Source organism: Dolichospermum sp. LEGE 00240 (genome assembly GCF_015207875.1).
GTDB lineage: Bacteria > Cyanobacteriota > Cyanobacteriia > Cyanobacteriales > Nostocaceae > Dolichospermum > Dolichospermum gracile.
This window is the reverse complement of sequence record NZ_JADEVZ010000005.1, coordinates 25369-44106: the sequence shown is the minus strand read 5'-3', so window position 1 is coordinate 44106 and position 18738 is coordinate 25369. Positions and strand designations below refer to the sequence as shown.

Below are 18738 nucleotides of genomic sequence, written 5' to 3'. Positions count from 1 at the left end.
TAGAATAATCAGATCAAAATGATTTCCAAACCAATACTGTTCAATACAGTTTTAAAAGAACAATTTTCTCCCCAAGATCGATCAGCCCAAAGTTGGATCATCATCCTGGGTTTTATCTTAATCACAACAGCTTGCTACTTTACCAGTACAGGCAGTTTGCACTTTGTTTTTTCCGCCAGTGCCTTTCTAGTTGCTGTGTTTTTGTATTTACGGCATCCCATCCACTATATCGGTTTCACTTGGTGGATTTGGTTTCTGACCCCTATAATCACTCGTTTCGTCGACTATAAAGTTGGCTGGGACCCCACCAGACAAATGTTAATTGCACCTTATTTAGTCGTATTCCTGACCATATTCACCTTTTTCAAACATCTACCTAGCAGTCTTCGTCAAGGGGGACTGCCATTTCTTTTAGCAGCCATAGGAGTTTCTTATGGATGTTTAATAGGTTTAATTTACAATCAACCTCTCCCTGTAGTTCGGAGTTTTTTAGATTGGTTAAGCCCGATAATTTTTGCTTTTCATCTATTTTCTAATTGGCGAGATTATCCCAGTTATCGTCAGCATCTGCAAAGAACATTTATTTGGTGTGTACTCATACTAGGAGCTTACGGAGTCTATCAATTTGTTGTCGCTCCTGAATGGGATAGATATTGGCTAATTCAATCGAAAATGTTTACCAGTGCTGGACACCCAATTCCTTTTGGAATGCGCGTTTGGAGTACATTACACTCACCTGGTCCATTTGGGACTGTCATGCAAGCTGGTTTACTATTATTATTTACCAGCACTGGTCCGTTAATTTTCCCTGCTTCTGCTGTGGGTTATTTATCATTCTTACTTTCCCAAGTGCGGACAAGTTGGGGCGGCTGGTTGCTAGGAATAATTATGATTTTTGGTTCAGTAAAACCCAGAATTCAAATGCAATTAATTACGATAATTTTAGTAATGTCAATCTGTGTTATTCCCTTGGTAACTATCGAACCGCTTTCTAAAGTTATTACCACGCGATTTGAAAGTTTTTCTAATCTCGAACAAGATGGTAGTTTTAGAGATAGATCCGCAACTTATGACAGGAACCTGAATTTAGCTCTTTCTAATGTTGTCGGTAACGGCTTTGGCAATATCTGGAAAGTGAATGAAAAAACTGGACAAATAGAAGTGATTGTTATTGATAGCGGCATTTTAGATATGTTTTTTACCTTGGGTTGGATTGGTGCTATACCCTATATTACTGGGTTAGTATTAATGCTAATTACCGTTAATAATTATACTGAAGGTCGTTTTGATAGTTTTCTCAGTGCTGCCCGCGCTATTGGTATCAGTTCTTGTGCTCAGTTAATTATCTATAGTGGGATGCTGAGTATTGCCGGGATGATTATGTGGGGATTTTTGGCAATGGCTATGGCAGGTCATAAATACTACAGCAGACCACAGAGTTGAATTAAAACCCCTTCCTTAGCAATCTTGAGATCCCCCTTTGTAACCCACATTCCGCACCCTCAAGTGTCACATATTTATGCTTCAAAAAATGGTAATCTTGGTGTATTACAAAATGAAGTGCGGAATGTGGGTTTTAAAGGAGTTCTCTGAACGAACAACCGACCCACCTCCCCAAAATGTGTCAAAATAAGGAATTGTAATAAAAAATATTGTTAAGGTAATTTAGTGACTTCAACTGCTCAAGCTAGTGCGAGTGCGCGTCGTGCGGTCTTTCCATTTACAGCCATCGTTGGTCAAGAAGAAATGAAACTGGCGCTGCTGTTAAATGTCATTGACCCCAAAATTGGAGGTGTAATGATTATGGGCGATCGCGGCACCGGAAAATCTACAACTATCCGCGCCTTGGCGGACCTCTTACCAGAAATCCCTGTTGTCGCTAATGACCCCTTCAACAGTGACCCCAACGACACGGACTTGATGAGTGATGAAGTCCGTCAACAGGTAGCACAAGGGTTAGAAATTCCCATCACTCACAAAAAGGTGCAAATGGTAGATTTACCATTGGGCGCTACAGAAGACCGAGTTTGTGGAACAATTGACATTGAAAAGGCGTTGTCTGAGGGTGTGAAAGCCTTTGAACCCGGACTTCTAGCCAAAGCCAACCGAGGTATTCTTTACGTTGATGAGGTCAACTTGTTAGATGACCACTTGGTAGACGTACTTCTCGATTCCGCTGCTAGTGGCTGGAATACCGTCGAACGGGAAGGAATTTCTATCCGTCACCCAGCCAAATTTGTTCTCGTCGGTTCGGGAAACCCAGAAGAAGGGGAACTGCGTCCCCAACTTCTTGACCGTTTTGGAATGCACGCGGAAATCCGCACTGTGAAAGAACCAGCTTTGCGGGTGCAAATTGTGGAAGAACGGGGTGAATTTGACCAAAATCCGCCTGTGTATTTAGAAAAACACCAAGCTCCCCAAGTAGCATTACAAGAGCAAATTGTCAATGCCCAAAACTTATTACCACAAGTTAATTTAGATTATGACTTCCGGGTAAAAATTTCCGAAGTTTGTTCAGAATTGGATGTAGACGGGTTGCGGGGTGACATTGTGACAAACCGTGCGGCTAAAGCCTTAACCGCCTTTGAAGGTCGGACAGAAGTAACAGTTGACGATATCCGGCGGGTAATTACCTTATGTCTGCGTCACCGTCTGCGGAAAGATCCCTTGGAATCTATTGATACAGGATATAAAGTAGAAAAGGTCTTTTGTCGAGTTTTTGGTGTGGAACTTCCAGAAGACTCAACTCAGAAAACTGGTGCAGGGGTAAAAGCTGGCGCTCGTTAGTTAATATAGGTGTCAGTGGTGAGTGCAACAACCACTGACAACTGACAAATTATGAGAACCTGGAACTTTTGCTTAAATAGCCTAATTTTATTTATTCAAGATCATCCACCCCGGTTTGTGGAATTATTAATGTTGACATTAGCGATCGCTATGCTGACAGTCTCCACCATTGTCCCAGATAAGCCTTACATCATACTAGGTTTAAGTTTTGTCATTGGCGCATCAACTTCTATCCTCGTCCGAGAAGCAATATCTCCCAACGGACACAACCACACAATTTTAACTCAACAACGCCTTACCCAATTGACCGCATTACTCCTATTAGGAATTAGTATTTACGGTTTTGCTGATCTAATTCTCATGGGTAAGTTTTTTTAACTTATTTAAATTGTCCTAACTGTCTTTATAAAAGCAGCTAACAAATAACGAATTTGTGATTAATTCGTTGCCAAACACTTTCTAATAAATCAGGATTATTCATGTTAACATATTCGAGATTAGGAGATTGTCTAAACCAAGTTCGTTGACGTTTGGCGAATTGTCTGGTATGTAAAACAATTAATTCTTTAGCTTCATCTAAAGAAAGTTCACCGGCTAAATATTGCTTAATTTCTTCATATCCCAAAGTATTTAATAAAGGTAAAGCAGCACCATATTTTTGACAAAGATATTCAACTTCGGCGACTAAACCATCGGCTATCATTTGCTCAGTTCGCTTGCGAATTCTTACATCTAAATGTTCTGCATCAGAATCTAAACAAATTTGCAAAATTGGATAATCTGGGGGATTTTCTCCTTGTTGTTCAGAAATCGGCATACCAGTTGTATAATAAACCTCTAAAGCCCTTAAAGTTCGCACTAAATCGTTAGCATGAATTTTTTGAGCAGCAATCGGATCAACTTGTTGTAACATGGGGTAAAGTTGGATTTGCCCCAGAGATGCTAATTGCGATCGCAATTCTGGTTGTGGTGAAACCCTGGGAATCTTCATTCCTTGAACAATGGAACGAATATATAAACCAGTTCCACCCACTAACAACAGTGTTTCAACCCCCAAGCTAGTAATCAAAGCTCGTGCTTGTTCCTGATAATCTGCTAATGTCATTATTTCAGTTGGTTGACAGATATCTATTAAATAATGGGGAACTGATTTTTGTTCAACCACATTTGGTTTAGCCGTACCAATATCAAACTCACGATATACTTGACGAGAATCAGCACTAAGAATTACAGAATTTAACCTTTGTGCCAAACTTAAAGCCAAACTAGATTTACCCGTCGCTGTCGCTCCACAAATTACAATTAATTTAGTCATTGGTCATTAGTTATTAGTCATTAGTTATTAGTTATTAGTCATTGGGAAGAAGAACTGGGAACAGGTAATTGTCTCTTGAATTCCCGTTAGGGTTATAACCACTATACAAACTTCTCATAAAATTGCGCTACAGACGGCAGGAAGGCTTTTGTGTTATAATGGCGGTGTGATTTGACTTTTTTCGCCTTTTGGCGATATTAACCCCAAGTATCAGGAGAATTTTCATGACGAGCAGTTACAGCGCCGATCAGATTCAAGTTCTGGAAGGTCTGGAAGCCGTCCGCAAACGACCAGGGATGTACATTGGTACTACAGGTCCGCGAGGACTCCACCATTTAGTTTACGAGGTAGTGGACAACTCTGTTGATGAAGCTTTGGCGGGTCACTGTACCCATGTTGAAGTGGATATCAATGCTGATGGTTCTGTCACCGTAACAGATGATGGTCGGGGTATTCCTACCGATATTCACCCAAAAACCGGAAAATCAGCTTTAGAAACCGTGTTAACTGTTCTCCATGCTGGTGGTAAATTTGGCGGTGGTGGCTATAAAGTTTCTGGTGGTTTACACGGAGTGGGAATTTCGGTTGTGAACGCCCTTTCTGAGTTTGTAGAGGTTACGGTTTGGCGCGATCGCAAGGTACATAAGCAGCGATATGAACGGAGTTTCCCAGTTACGGAATTGGTAGCAACGCCTTACAAAGAAGATAGAACTGGTACTTCTATTACCTTCAAGCCAGATACACAAATTTTTACCACCAGCATAGAATTCGATTACATTACTTTATCAGGACGATTGCGCGAGTTAGCGTATTTAAATGCAGGTGTAAGAATTACCTTTACAGATCATCGTTTAGAAATCCTTAAAAGCGAAACACCGAGAATAGAAACTTACGAATACAAGGGTGGTATTAAGGAATATATCGCCTACATGAACCGTGAGAAGCAACCTATCCATGAAGAAATTATCTATGTCCAAGGGGAACGTAATAACGTCCAGGTAGAAGTTTCTTTGCAGTGGTGTACTGACGCTTATACAGATAATGTTCTCGGTTTTGCTAATAATATTCGGACTATTGATGGTGGTACGCACTTAGAAGGATTAAAGGCAGTTTTAACTCGAACATTAAACGCAACTGCCCGCAAACGCAATAAGATTAAAGAGAATGAATCTAACCTCAGTGGTGAACACGTCCGCGAAGGTTTAACTGCTGTAATTTCCGTGAAAGTCCCTGATCCTGAATTTGAAGGACAAACTAAAACTAAACTGGGAAATACAGAAGTTCGCGGTATCGTTGATTCTTTTGTCGGTGAAGTTCTGACTGAGTATCTGGACTTTCATCCGGCGATCGCTGATGCTATTTTAGATAAAGCCATCGAAGCATTTAAAGCTGCTGAAGCTGCCCGTCATGCGCGGGAATTAGTCCGTCGCAAATCAGTATTAGAATCTTCACCTCTACCTGGTAAATTAGCAGATTGTAGCTCTCGTGATCCGGCTGAGTCTGAAATATACATCGTGGAAGGGGATTCAGCGGGTGGAAGCGCAAAACAAGGGCGCGATCGCCGAACCCAAGCAATTCTGCCCTTGCGTGGTAAAATCCTCAACATCGAAAAAACCGACGATGCCAAAATCTATAAAAATAACGAAATTCAAGCCTTAATTACCGCACTGGGTTTAGGTGTTAAAGGTGAAGAATTCAACCCCGCACAATTACGATATCATCACGTAGTGTTAATGACTGATGCTGACGTAGATGGGGCGCACATTCGCACATTGTTGTTAACCTTCTTCTACCGTTATCAAAGAGCATTAATTGAACAGGGTTTCATTTATATTGCTTGTCCTCCCTTGTACAAAGTCGAACGGGGTAAAAATTACCAGTATTGTTATAGCGAACGGGAATTGCAACAACATCTAGGTACTCTTCCCAGTAATGCTAACTATACCATTCAACGTTTTAAAGGACTGGGAGAAATGATGCCAGAACAACTCTGGACAACCACCATGAATCCAGAAACCCGTACCCTCAAACGAGTGGAAATTGAAGACGCAGCCGAAGCTGATCGGATTTTTACCATTCTGATGGGCGATCGCGTCGCACCCCGCCGGGAATTCATTGAAACCTATGGTTCTAAACTGAATATGACAGATTTAGATATCTAGGTCATGGGTGATTGGTAATAGGTGATTGGTAATTCATCCTCCATCCCTTTTCTCTTAGCTGTTCCCTGTTACCTGTTCCCATAACTTTTTCTCGAAAAATCATAAATTTTCTCCACAAAGGGGGAAAGCATTTGCTATGCTTATAAAGCGCAACTAGATATTATCTACAAAGCCAAGCTTAATAAGTATACACAAAACTTTTCATAACCAGATGACAGCCACCTTCTTCAAATCCGAAGTATTCATAATTACAATTGGCATACGTTGATTTACTCAAATACACCATTGGGCAACTTTAGCAACAATATTATTTATCACCCGATTAAAATATCGTTGTCTACCATAGGAACAGTTTGTCAAGTTGCACAGGGTAGAAAACTCAACTCTGCGCTAATGTGTGAATAAGGCTAAATCGAGAGAAATCTGAATTTGTCTCTTACCTCGCTAAAAATATGCCATAACTTTAACTCCTTAGTTCAAGTTTTTGGGATAGCATATACAGGAGTTAGTGCCTGGAAACAAACACCAATCACTAGCTAATAGTGAATATGTCCAATTAGTTCCACCAGAACTAATATCTGTAAACAAATATCCGCCTTCGGATCAAGTTCAAGCAGAACATAAATACTATTTGTTCAGTTAGGAACAATTTGTATAAGTTTTATAAAGCAGCAAGTGTACCTACCTTTTAATTTAATGAGAATGCCACTGGCCAACCAAAAAGTTTTCGACAAGATTTAATGGTATTACTGCCATTTTTAATGTCTTTTTGATAAAGGTGGCTTAATCTTAGTAAAGAAGTTCATAAATAATGCACGAAAAGAGTGTAATTTTTGTGAAATAGGCTACAATCTACACTTGTATCCGCATCAAGAAACTTTTGGAAGAAGACGGGTCTAGGTTTATAGATTCGGTTAATCAAAAGTGATATGTGACAATTAAAAAAGCAGGCGATTCGCTGTCAAAGTGATATTTGCCACTTTTACGAAACAATCCTGTATCAAACAGGAAAAAAATCACCGAAAATATCTGGGGTTAATCAGCCAAACCCCATTTTCGGTTTACAGATTACTAAATGCCAAAAGTAATCAAAATGTCTTGGGTAACTGATTCTGCAAGGAGCATGAGGAACGCGGCATGAACCAGGCTAACAACGTACTCGATAATATTTATCAGCCTGACCTAGAAATGATAAATCCGCCTGAGATCGAATTACAAGCACTCTTAATAGAAGAAGAGGACTTATTGCTGACTGATGACGGCGAAATTGATGATTTTTTAGAGCCTCAGTCTGATGAGGACGACGCAAAGTCTGGAAAAGCCGCTAAATCGCGTCGTCGGACACAGACCGCCAAGAAAAAGCACTATACAGAAGATTCAATTCGTCTGTACCTGCAAGAAATTGGACGGATTCGTTTGTTACGCGCAGACGAAGAAATTGAACTAGCGCGGAAAATCGCTGAGTTACTGGAATTAGAACGAGCGAGGGAAAGGCTTTGTGAACGCCTAGAACGCGATCCTAGAGACAGCGAGTGGGCGGCGGAAGTATCATTGCCATTACCAACCTTTCGTTATCGTCTGCACATAGGACGGAGAGCGAAAGACAAGATGGTACAGTCGAACTTGAGACTTGTAGTTTCCATTGCCAAAAAATACATGAATCGGGGCTTGTCCTTCCAAGACTTGATTCAAGAAGGTAGTTTGGGTTTGATTCGTGCGGCTGAAAAGTTTGATCACGAAAAAGGCTATAAGTTTTCTACCTACGCTACATGGTGGATACGTCAAGCAATTACAAGAGCGATCGCTGATCAGTCCCGCACTATCCGTTTACCGGTTCATCTCTACGAAACCATTTCGCGGATTAAGAAAACTACCAAACTCCTATCTCAAGAAATGGGGCGCAAACCCACAGAAGAAGAAATTGCCACTCGCATGGAAATGACCATCGAGAAACTGCGGTTTATTGCCAAATCTGCCCAGTTACCAATTTCCTTAGAAACACCTATCGGTAAAGAAGAAGATTCTCGTTTAGGTGATTTCATTGAATCTGATGGGGAAACTCCAGAAGATCAAGTTTCTAAGAACTTGCTGCGGGAAGACCTAGAAAAAGTCCTCGATAGTCTCAGTCCTCGGGAAAGAGACGTTCTCCGACTTCGTTATGGCTTAGATGATGGGCGCATGAAAACTCTGGAAGAAATCGGTCAGATTTTCAACGTTACCCGCGAACGCATTCGCCAAATCGAAGCTAAAGCACTCCGCAAATTACGCCATCCCAATCGGAATAGCGTATTGAAAGAGTATATTCGTTAATTGTTAGGGGTGGGTTGCAATCATTAATCTCTTAAACCTGCCCCCAGCATTAATTACATCTTGCCTTTCTGCATAACTTCTTGGAGATGATGGCGGATTTCGTGAGCTTGTTCAATTTCTGATTGCCGTAATTTCTGGAACAGTTCTACACAAGGTTGAGAATTAGCTTCTTTGGCATCTTTGATATAATTTTCATAAGCTTGAACTGCTACGGCTTTAGTATGCAGAACGCTGATAAAATCATACTCTAAGTTGCTAATGGGTTCTTGAGTTTTAGTTTTAGTCATGTTTCTACTCAGTTAGTTATTTAATTAATTTATACTTATTCCCCTAGAGTTGTTCATCTGTCCAAGAGTAGAGACCTTTGCTCAAAGCTTCCTTTTTGTGCTTTTAAATTTTAGTAATTTGAGGATCTAAAACAATGCTGGTACCAGTTATATCTACATGATAAGTCCAGGATTGATTTTTGACCCTAACAATTACTTCCCAACCTTTAATGGGATCAAATATTTGAGCGCAGACTTCACCAAAATTAAACACACAGGAATTGCTAAAAGTTTTCTGGGTTGCTTGGGTAATTTTCAGAGAACTTATTGCTAAACCAGAACGTTTAGAAGCATCACTCAAAACCCCATTAGCAATTTTTCTCGGTAATTGATTATTGCTAATTTTCGGATCTAAAAGAATTTGTGAACCGGATTTATTGACATGATAAATCCAAGGTTGTTTTTGCACTTGCACAATGACAATCCAACCCGGAATAGGATTATATTCCTTTGTACAAACTTCTCTAAATTGAAAAATACACGGATTACTAAAGTTAGTAGATGTAATTTGAGTAATTTGCAAATTAGGAATCTTCAACCCAGAAACTCTAGAAGCATCCCTTAGCACTGCTTGAGAAATAGATTGAGGTAACTTATTTGTGCTTAACTGTAACCCTTGGGGATTTCTAGCATTTGCAGATGTACTATTTTCGGTTACACTACAAGCAAGCAAGCTAGTAATCATGAAAATAAAGACAAAGACTTGGGGAAAATAGCGATTACGGTACATTTGTAAGAATACCTTAATTGAGAATTGTTGGTTTATTTAGGGTTTGCTGAATAAAGCTAAAACCATTTATTAATAAGGCTTTCGCGGATTTTTATCACAAAAAAGTGCCAGGTTTTGGCTGATGGTGTCTCAAAATAGGTGCATTTTTCTTTGTCGGATTTGGAAAATTGAGGATATCCAGATCGTTGACACTGTTCCCAGTTAAGAGTTCCCTGTTCCCTGCCTTCACAGGCAACTTATTCAGCAAACCCTATTTATACCTTGTTGTACTAGTTTGTAACAGCAATTTACGGTAAGACCTGATTTAATTTACCACTACGATAACCTTCTAAATCTAAGGTGACATAGATAAATCCCCAGTTTTGAAATGCGGATACTAGGGTTGGTAAATCTGTAGTTGAGACAAAATCTTTAATTTTATCTGGTGATAATTCAATTCTGGCTGTATCACCTTCGGAACGGACTCGTAAATTCTGCCATCCCAGGTTTCGCAAATAAATTTCGGCTCTACCGACTCGCTGTAATTTGGCGATGGTAATTTCTTCACCGTAGGGAAAGCGCGAACTTAAACAGGGTTGAGCGGGTTTATCCCACCAAGATAAACCTAGTTGTTGGGAAATTTGCCGGACTTCGGTTTTAGTCACCCCCATTTCTGCTAAAGGCGATCGCGCACCTCTTTCTTTTGCGGCTTGAATTCCGGGACGATAATCATGTAAATCGTCTGCATTTACACCATCTACCACATAGGGATAACCCAACTCTAAAGCCAAGGGTTTGAGGGTGTCATGTAGTTCGCTTTTGCAAAAATAACAACGATTGACTGGGTTAGATGTGTAATTGGGATTGTCCATTTCTTGTGTTTGGACAACTTTGTGAGATATTCCAATGGTTGCGGCTTGAATTTTCGCGTCTTCTAATTCTTCTGGTAATAGAGAAGGGGAAACCGCAGTTACAGCCAAAGCGCGATCGCCTAACACATCATAAGCAATCTTAGCCACCAATGTACTGTCAACTCCCCCCGAATAGGCTATTAAAGCCTGATCCATTTCTGTAAATAACTCTTTTAACTGCTCTAGTTTTTCTGTCCAACTCATCTTCCTAAAACCCCATAACGCCTAACCACTTCTATTTTAATCATTAGTTATTATTAGATCACCAATATTCTCAAGAATTTATCACCCAATACGTCAACTACGGATTATAATATTCTTCATAATCTATTCTTTACTTGCTACTGAGTAAATTACAAAGATGAGATAAAATGTCATAAACTTCGCTAATTTTTATTAAAAACTATGAGAGTTAAACGACTACAAATGCAATCTTTCCGCGGAATTGGTGATTTGACAATAGATTTTGATGAAAAAGAACCAACCGTTTTTATTGGTATTAATGGTGTAGGTAAATCAAGTATTATTGATTGTTTAGCTATTCTATTATCGCGCTTTTCTAGTGCTATTCAACACTCAACAGCTTCAGGAAGGTTATTTACAGAAGAAGACATAAAAAATGATAAGAATGAAACTCATAATGAAATAATAACTGATTTTGAATCTCAAAAATTTACTTGGTCTTTGACTAAGGTTAAAAAAGGACGGATAAAAGATACAAGTACAAATTTATCTGAAATAAACAAGATTACTGAAAATATTAAACATAAATTATCCTCATCCTTATCTGAGGAATACAATCTTCCTGTTATTATTTATTACTCAACTAATCGTGCAGTTCTGGATATTCCCTTAAAAATTCGCAAACAACATTCATTTGAACAAATAGATACTTATGAAAATGCACTCAGTGGTACAGGAAGTGAGTTTAGAATTTTCTTTGAATGGTTTAGAAAACAAGAAGATTTAGAAAATGAATTACGTCTGGAAAATAATCCTGATTATCGAGATAAACAATTAGAAGCAGTTAGACAAGCCATATCTTCATTAATTTCCAATTTTACTAAATTGCGTGTCCGTCGTTCTCCTTTAAGAATGACATTACAAAAAGATGGTGAAGAATTGATAGTTAATCAATTATCTGATGGTGAAAAATGCTTATTAGCAATGGTAGGAGATTTAGCGAGAAGATTAGCGATCGCTAACCCAGGTTTAGAAAATCCGCTTGATGGTTTCGGAGTGGTTTTAATTGATGAAATTGAACTACATTTACATCCAAAATGGCAAAGAGAAATTATTCCAGCTTTAACTAGAACTTTTCCCCATTGTCAATTTATAGTTACTACCCATTCACCGCAAGTAATTGGGGAAATTAAACCTCAAGGAATTTATATTTTAGAAAAAACAGAGAATGGTATAGTTGCCCAACGTCCTCAAAGTTCCTATGGTAGAGATAGTAATCAAATATTAGAACATTTAATGGATGTTCCTGAACGTAAACAAGAAATTAAAAATCGTCTTCTAGAGTTGTTTAGATTAATTGATGATGGTAATATTCCTAAAGCTCGCAAATTAAAACAAAGTCTTGAACAAGATATTGGATATGATGAGCCAGAATTTGCAAGTGCAGATGTGCTGATTAGAAGAAGGGAGATTTTGGGTAAATGAAGTATATTAGAAAGAATTTAGAACCATCGAGTTTTTCTGAGTGGAAAGCTAAAGAAAATGATGATTGGAAACCTACTTGGGAAAACTTTCAGAACCCTGAAAAAAGTGATGTACATAAGGAATTACTAAAAGAACAAGGTTATATATGTTGCTACTGTGGAGTTCGTATTACAATAGAAGTTAGTCATATTGAACATTTTCAACCGCGTAAACACTACCAAAATTTAAAACTAGAATACTCTAATTTTTTAGCTTCTTGTCCGGGAGAAGGTGATGCACCAGACTGGAAAAATCCCCAAAAAATACCTCCAGCACAAAAACACTGTGGACCGAAGAAAGATAGTTGGTATGATGCTGATTTGACAGTTTCTCCTTTATTAGAAAACTGTCCGGAATATTTTAGATATACAGGTTTTGGAGAAATTTTACACAGTAATAATTCTATAATGATAGATGCTGCAAAGGAAACAATTAATAAGTTGGGACTTAATCAACCTATATTACAAATATCAAGACGTAAAGAAATTCAAAAGCTACTACCACTAATTGATGGATGTTCTCAGGAAGAAATTGAATTACTAATTCAAGGTTATCAAAAATTTGATTCCAATGAACAATTAACACCGTTTTGTGCTGCAATTATTTATATTCTTAAAACTTACTTTGATAACACAGATGAAAACATAAAATCATAAAGTAAAGAAGGTAATAAAATTATGGATAGACTAAATTTCTATCGCCAATGTTTGCGAGAATTTCTCACCCAATACGCAAAATATGGATCAAAAGATCAAAATATGGAAACCCAATTGATCTTTGATACAGAAAATGATCATTACCTTTTATTGCGAACTGGTTGGGATAAAAAACGCCGAATTCATTCCTGTATATTTCATTTTGATATCAAAGATGGAAAAATTTGGCTACAGGAAAATAATACAGATATTGATGTTGGTGAAGAACTAGAAGCAATGGGAATCTCTAAACAAGAAATTGTCATTGGCTTTCACTATCCTGCACTGCGACAACATTCAGAATATGCTGTTTCTTAATTTGAAATTAAGCATTTAAAATATCTGACAATAAGCAGTATAATAATATAAAGATATTCAGGAGTTTACATATTCCATGCCAACTATTAAACAAAGATTTACTGTAATTATTGAAAAAGAAGACAATGGGTATGTTTCCCTTTGTCCAGAATTAGATATTGCTAGTCAAGGAGATACCATTGAGGAATCAAAAGATAATTTAAAAGAAGCAATTGAATTATTTTTAGAATTTGCTTCACCTTCAGAAATAAAAAATCGTCTCAAAAGCGAAATTTTTATTACTAATTTGGAGGTTTCTGTTGGGTAAATTACGCGTACTATCAGGTAAAGAAATTTGTAAAATTTTACAAGACAATGGCTTTACAGAAGTTAGACAAAAAGGAAGTCATGTTGTTATGCAAAAAGCAATAGAAGACTCTACTCTCACTGCTATTGTACCTAATCACTCATCTGTTAAACTTGGTACAATAATGTCAATTATTCGGCAATCTCAACTACCTCGTTCTTTATTTGAATAATCATTTTATCTAAAATCACTATGACACAACAACCGATACAAGTAATAGGCGGCGGACTCGCAGGGACAGAAGCAGCATGGCAAATAGCCCAAGCTGGTGTGCCTGTGATTCTCCACGAGATGCGCCCTAAACGCTTCAGTCCTGCCCATCATACGGAAAATTTGGCAGAATTGGTCTGTAGTAACTCTTTCGGGGCAATGGCGAGCGATCGCGCTGCCGGTCTCCTACACGAAGAACTCCGCCAACTCGGTTCTATTGTCATCTCTAAAGCAGATGAACACGCAGTCCCCGCTGGAGGGGCTTTGGCGGTGGACAGAGGACAATTTGGGGAAGATTTGACCAAAACCCTAGCCAATCACCCTTTAATTGATTTTCGACGGGGGGAAGTTACAGCCATTCCCGAAGGTATTGTCGTTTTAGCTTCAGGACCCTTAACCAGTCCCGATTTAGCCGCAGATTTACAACAATTTACGGGCATGGAATACCTCAACTTTTTTGATGCTGCAAGTCCCATTATTGCGGGAGATTCTATCAATAAAGATATTGCATTTATGGCTTCTCGCTATGACAAAGGTGAAGCAGCTTATCTAAATTGTCCCATGAATAAAGAGCAGTATTTACAATTTAGATCAGCACTTTGTCAAGCTGAACAAACAGAATTAAAAGACTTTGAAAGAGAAACAGCGAAATTTTTTGAAGCTTGTTTACCAATTGAAGAAATGGCCAGAAGAGGAGAAGATACCATGCGTTATGGTCCCCTGAAACCAGTGGGTTTATCTGATCCTCGTACAGGAGAACGTAACTATGCGGTAATTCAATTACGACAAGAAGATAAAGCCGGTCAACTTTGGAATATGGTAGGATTTCAAACTAATTTGCGCTGGGGTGAACAAAAAAGAGTATTTCAAATGATTCCTGGGTTAGAAACAGCCGAATTTGTCAGATTAGGAGTAATGCACCGCAATACTTTTTTAAATGCACCGCAGTTAATGTTAGCAACTTTGCAATTTAAAGAACGTCCCACCTTATTAGCTGCGGGACAGTTAATCGGAACAGAAGGTTATACCGCTGCATCTGCGGGAGGTTGGTTAGCGGGAACAAATGCAGCTAGGTTAGCTTTAGGAAAAGAACCGCTAATTTTGCCTGTGACAACCATGATGGGGGCATTATTTGAGTTTATCAGATCCGCTGCACCTAAGCATTTTCAACCGATGGCTCCTAACTTTGGGATTGTTCCAGATTTGGGTGTGAAAATCAAGAGTAAACCGGAAAAATATGGACGTTACCGGGATAGATCCTTAGCAGATTTAGCAACTTGGAAAAGGGAAAATCTAGCCGTTTAAATCAGACATTTGATGATCAATAATGTAGAGACGTTCCATGGAACGTCCATATCATCAAATTTAGGACTGACGCAAAAAACCCCTCAAACCCTGATTTCTCTGTGTCCTCTGCGTCCTCTGCGGTTCGTTCTTAGTTTAAGATAAAGCTGTATAGAATAAGATATCAAGAATTATTGACCGCAGATAAACGCAGATAAACGCAGATAAATGATGACGATTATTCTGTGCAGCTTCAGATAAAATTGGTATAAGTTGTGAAAATCAAGGTTAGAATGACAAGATTATATTGTGCTTGAAACTATAGAAATTGTCAAAACAACTAACTAACAACGTGTTTCCCGGTTCAGTCATCAAATTAGATAATGGCTTGACATTCATTCACCAAGAGATATCCACTACACCCGTAGTGGTAGCTGACGTTTGGGTGCGTGCGGGAACTAACCTAGAACCAGAACCTTGGTTTGGAATGGCACATTTTCTAGAACACATGATTTTTAAGGGTACACCAAACCTGCTGCCTGGAGAATTTGATTATCACATTGAAAAAATCGGCGGGGTGAGTAATGCCGCAACTAGCCACGATTACGCCCATTATTCCATTACAACTGCGGCTAATCATCTAGAGCATACTCTCCCCCATTTAGGCGAATTACTCCTGAATGCAGCCATTCCTGACGATGAATTTATCAGAGAACGGGATGTAGTGCTAGAAGAAATCCGTACTTACAATGATGATCCTGATTGGGTGGGTTTTCAATCTCTTGTGAAAAATATTTACCAACATCACCCTTATGGACGTTCTGTGCTAGGGACTGAGCTAGAATTAATGCAGCATTCCCCGGAAGCTATGCGCTGCTTTTATCGCAGTTATTACCAACCAGAAAATATGACTGTGGTTGTGGTGGGGGGAATTGGTGAAAAAGCTGCGCGGGAGTTGGTAAACCGGACATTTGCAAATTTTCCTCAACGGGATCATTGTCCCCAAGTTACTAAAGTTACAGTGCCGACAATTAAGGGCATTCGTCGTCATGAGTTAATTTTACCCAGACTGGAACAAGCGCGGTTAATGATGGGTTGGAAAGTTCCAGGAGCAGAACAATTGCGGGCTGTTCATGGTTTAGAATTATTATCAGTGCTGTTAGGATCAGGGAGAATTTCTCGGCTAGTATCTGATTTGCGGGAAGAAAAGCAACTTGTGCAGGACATTTGCTGTAATTTTTCTCTACAACAAGAATCAAGTTTATTGACAATTACAGCTTGGTTAGAATCAGAATATCTGGAACGAGTTGAAGAGTTGATTTGTGACCATTTACAAGCATTACAAAATCAAGAAATTAGCACGTCAGAACTAAATCGTATTCAAAGGTTTTTATGTAATGATTATGCTTTTTCTACAGAAACGCCAAATCAGCTAACTAATTTCTATGGTTATTATCATACCATTGCTAACGCTGAATTAGCTGTTACCTATCCTCAAGAAATCCAGTCTTTCCATCCTCAAGAACTGCAAAAATTAGCTCAACAGTATCTTTCACCAGCTAATTATGCCGTGACAATTCTCCAACCTTGTTAGTTATTAACCTGTGAAATTAAAAATGCAAACTATTAATAGTCGCTCTCTAATTCATCGCACTGTATTAAGTAATGGCATTGTTTTATTAGTATCAGAAAATCAGGCTGCTGATATTATTGCGGGGCGGATTTTTATTCGCGCTGGTAGTTGTTATGAACAGCGAGAAAAAGCTGGGTTAGCGCATTTGTTATCAGCGGTAATGACAAAGGGATGTGATGGTTTATCAAGTTTAGAAATTGCTGAAAAAGTCGAATCTGTGGGGGCTAGTTTAGGGACAGATGCGGCTACAGATTATTTTGTGCTATCTTTGAAAACTGTAACTGCTGATTTTATTGATATTTTAACATTAGCCGGACAATTATTGCGATCGCCTACTTTTCCCGAAAATCAAGTAGAACTAGAAAAACGGTTAGCAATCCAAGATATTCGTTCCCAAAAGGAGCAGCCTTTTAACCTGGCTTTTGAACAACTGCGTCAGGTAATGTACCCAAATCATCCCTACTCGCTGTCAGTTTTAGGTGATGAAACAACCATGAGTAGCATTACCCGGGCTGACTTAGTAGAATATCATCAAACTCATTTCCGTCCTGATAATATTGTCATTAGTATTGCTGGACGCATTACAGCAGAACAAGCTGAGAAATTAGTCACAACAATTTTTGGTGATTGGGAAATACCAGATTCCGCTCAACCGACTCTTAATTTACCGTCAATTACCGCATCACCCAAACCCTGTCTTCAACCCCTAAATACACAACAATCAATTATCATGTTGGGTTATTTAGGACCATCAGTAACTAACCCAGAATATGCGGCTCTCAAGTTACTTGCTACCTATTTAGGTAATGGTCTTTCTAGTCGTTTATTTGTAGAATTACGAGAAAAGCAAGGTTTAGCTTATGACGTATCTGCTATTTATTCAACTCGACTTTTTCCCGCTGCCTTTGTCGTTTATATTGGCACTGCACCGGAAAATACCAAAATTGCTTTTAATGGACTCCGCCAAGAAGTAGAATTATTATGTACCACCGAACTATCAGCGGAAGCGTTACAAACTGCTAAAAACAAAATTATCGGTCAATATGCGTTAGGTAAACAAACTAATGGACATATTGCTCAAATATATGGCTGGTATGAAATTTTAGGTTTAGGAATTGAATTTGATCAAAAGTTTCCCGAATTAATTAATAATGTGACTGCAACTGAAGCAATTACCGCCGCTCGTAAATATTTACAAGCACCTTATCTGTCTTTAGTTGGACCAGAAGAAGCCATTCAGACGGCTACTTTGTAAAACCTTAAATATGGTTTGCTGATAGCGTAGCGTGGCGTATTAATCCTGGTTGGGCGCAGGCCCTGCGCCCCTACCTCCTAGCCCTAATCAAAAGACTTTTTCAGCAACCTTTAATTAAACCTTTGTCCAAAGCTACCATTACAGCTTGAGTTCGATGGCTAACATCTAACTTATGTAAAATAGTATGAACATGAACTCTGACTGTTCCCGATGTAATATATAATAAATCAGCGATTTCTTGATTGGTTTTCCCTGTGGCGATCAAAGAGAGAATTTCTAACTCCCGATGAGTGAGAGGATGGGGATAATAAGATGTATTATCCCCATGAGACTGTTCTCCAAGATAACCAGAACGAATTTCTTGAGTTGCGGTTTCATCCCACCAGGAAGCACCGGCGGTAACTGAACGCAAAGCTAAAACTAATTTTTCCGCAGCGATACCTTTAAGACAATAACCTTGAGCGCCAACGGCAATTAACTGAGAAATCAAGGATTTTTGAGAATGGGAAGTAAGAATTAAAACTGGTAATTTGGGATACTGTAACTTTATTTGCTGACAAGCCTCAATACCGCCAATTCCAGGTAGTCCTACGTCTAAAAGTACCACATCTACAGGATGTTGTTTAACCAATTCAATAGCGGTTTCACCATCTTCAGCTTCAGCAATAACTTCTAATCCTGTTTCTTGTTGTAGTCGCACGTGCAAACCCAAGCGAAAAAGTTCATCATCTTCGACTAAAAGAATTTTGATAGAGGTAGATAGCATTTCA

The 18738-nt window shown here is 38.8% G+C and carries 18 protein-coding genes; 13 read left to right on the top strand and 5 right to left on the bottom strand.

The window, feature by feature from the left end:
• Window positions 1-18 precede the first annotated feature (18 nt).
• The 3 genes from IQ226_RS02585 (at window position 19) to IQ226_RS02575 (ending at window position 3165) form a co-directional block, all read left to right on the top strand.
• Window positions 19-1443: an O-antigen ligase domain-containing protein gene (locus tag IQ226_RS02585; RefSeq protein ID WP_193891731.1), complete on the top strand. Its 1425-nt coding sequence runs from the start codon at window positions 19-21 to the stop codon at window positions 1441-1443.
• A 225-nt stretch (window positions 1444-1668) separates the two neighbouring features.
• On the top strand, window positions 1669-2787 hold the full coding sequence (gene bchI, locus IQ226_RS02580; RefSeq protein WP_193891729.1) for a magnesium chelatase ATPase subunit I: 1119 nt from the start codon (window positions 1669-1671) through the stop codon (window positions 2785-2787).
• A gap of 51 nt (window positions 2788-2838) precedes the next feature.
• Window positions 2839-3165, top strand: coding sequence for a hypothetical protein (locus IQ226_RS02575; RefSeq protein ID WP_193891727.1), 327 nt, complete (start codon window positions 2839-2841; stop codon window positions 3163-3165).
• Between the two features lie 37 nt (window positions 3166-3202).
• Here the strand turns inward: IQ226_RS02575 and miaA are convergent, their stop codons facing one another.
• On the bottom strand, window positions 3203-4102 hold the full coding sequence (gene miaA, locus IQ226_RS02570) for a tRNA (adenosine(37)-N6)-dimethylallyltransferase MiaA (protein ID WP_193891725.1): 900 nt from the start codon (window positions 4100-4102) through the stop codon (window positions 3203-3205).
• A 224-nt stretch (window positions 4103-4326) separates the two neighbouring features.
• Between miaA and gyrB the strand changes: the two genes are divergently transcribed.
• Entirely contained in the window at window positions 4327-6264 is a 1938-nt protein-coding gene (gene gyrB, locus IQ226_RS02565) for a DNA topoisomerase (ATP-hydrolyzing) subunit B (protein ID WP_193891723.1), read from the top strand.
• A 1137-nt stretch (window positions 6265-7401) separates the two neighbouring features.
• Complete coding sequence (gene rpoD / locus IQ226_RS02560; protein ID WP_193891721.1) at window positions 7402-8574, top strand: RNA polymerase sigma factor RpoD; 1173 nt, start codon at window positions 7402-7404, stop codon at window positions 8572-8574.
• Window positions 8575-8627: 53 nt separating this feature from the next.
• Here the strand turns inward: rpoD and IQ226_RS02555 are convergent, their stop codons facing one another.
• The 3 genes from IQ226_RS02555 to larE form a co-directional block, all read right to left on the bottom strand.
• Entirely contained in the window at window positions 8628-8861 is a 234-nt protein-coding gene (locus IQ226_RS02555; protein WP_027401182.1) for a hypothetical protein, read from the bottom strand.
• Between the two features lie 103 nt (window positions 8862-8964).
• Window positions 8965-9630 carry a hypothetical protein gene (locus tag IQ226_RS02550; protein WP_193891719.1) on the bottom strand — a complete coding sequence of 222 codons (666 nt, stop codon included), beginning with the start codon at window positions 9628-9630 and terminating at the stop codon, window positions 8965-8967.
• Between the two features lie 287 nt (window positions 9631-9917).
• A complete protein-coding gene (gene larE, locus IQ226_RS02545; RefSeq protein ID WP_193891718.1) occupies window positions 9918-10724 on the bottom strand; it encodes an ATP-dependent sacrificial sulfur transferase LarE in 807 nt (268 codons plus the stop codon).
• A 201-nt stretch (window positions 10725-10925) separates the two neighbouring features.
• Between larE and IQ226_RS02540 the strand changes: the two genes are divergently transcribed.
• The 8 genes from IQ226_RS02540 (at window position 10926) to IQ226_RS02505 (ending at window position 17968) form a co-directional block, all read left to right on the top strand.
• Complete coding sequence (locus tag IQ226_RS02540; RefSeq protein ID WP_193891716.1) at window positions 10926-12188, top strand: AAA family ATPase; 1263 nt, start codon at window positions 10926-10928, stop codon at window positions 12186-12188.
• On the top strand, window positions 12185-12883 hold the full coding sequence (locus tag IQ226_RS02535) for a retron system putative HNH endonuclease (RefSeq protein ID WP_193891714.1): 699 nt from the start codon (window positions 12185-12187) through the stop codon (window positions 12881-12883). Before IQ226_RS02540 ends, IQ226_RS02535 begins: the two co-directional genes overlap by 4 nt.
• A gap of 21 nt (window positions 12884-12904) precedes the next feature.
• Window positions 12905-13240, top strand: a complete 336-nt coding sequence (locus IQ226_RS02530; protein WP_193891711.1) for a XisI protein — start codon at window positions 12905-12907, stop codon at window positions 13238-13240.
• Window positions 13241-13316: 76 nt separating this feature from the next.
• A complete protein-coding gene (locus IQ226_RS02525; protein WP_193891708.1) occupies window positions 13317-13547 on the top strand; it encodes a type II toxin-antitoxin system HicB family antitoxin in 231 nt (76 codons plus the stop codon).
• Entirely contained in the window at window positions 13540-13758 is a 219-nt protein-coding gene (locus IQ226_RS02520; protein ID WP_193891705.1) for a type II toxin-antitoxin system HicA family toxin, read from the top strand. Before IQ226_RS02525 ends, IQ226_RS02520 begins: the two co-directional genes overlap by 8 nt.
• Before the next feature lie 20 nt (window positions 13759-13778).
• Entirely contained in the window at window positions 13779-15101 is a 1323-nt protein-coding gene (gene trmFO / locus IQ226_RS02515; protein ID WP_193891702.1) for an FADH(2)-oxidizing methylenetetrahydrofolate--tRNA-(uracil(54)-C(5))-methyltransferase TrmFO, read from the top strand.
• A gap of 331 nt (window positions 15102-15432) precedes the next feature.
• Window positions 15433-16674, top strand: coding sequence for a pitrilysin family protein (locus tag IQ226_RS02510; RefSeq protein ID WP_193891918.1), 1242 nt, complete (start codon window positions 15433-15435; stop codon window positions 16672-16674).
• A gap of 22 nt (window positions 16675-16696) precedes the next feature.
• Entirely contained in the window at window positions 16697-17968 is a 1272-nt protein-coding gene (locus IQ226_RS02505) for a pitrilysin family protein (RefSeq protein WP_193891699.1), read from the top strand.
• A gap of 100 nt (window positions 17969-18068) precedes the next feature.
• Here the strand turns inward: IQ226_RS02505 and IQ226_RS02500 are convergent, their stop codons facing one another.
• Window positions 18069-18734 (bottom strand): response regulator transcription factor, encoded by a 666-nt coding sequence (locus IQ226_RS02500; protein WP_193891696.1) that lies wholly within the window; start codon window positions 18732-18734, stop codon window positions 18069-18071.
• Window positions 18735-18738: the final 4 nt, after the last annotated feature.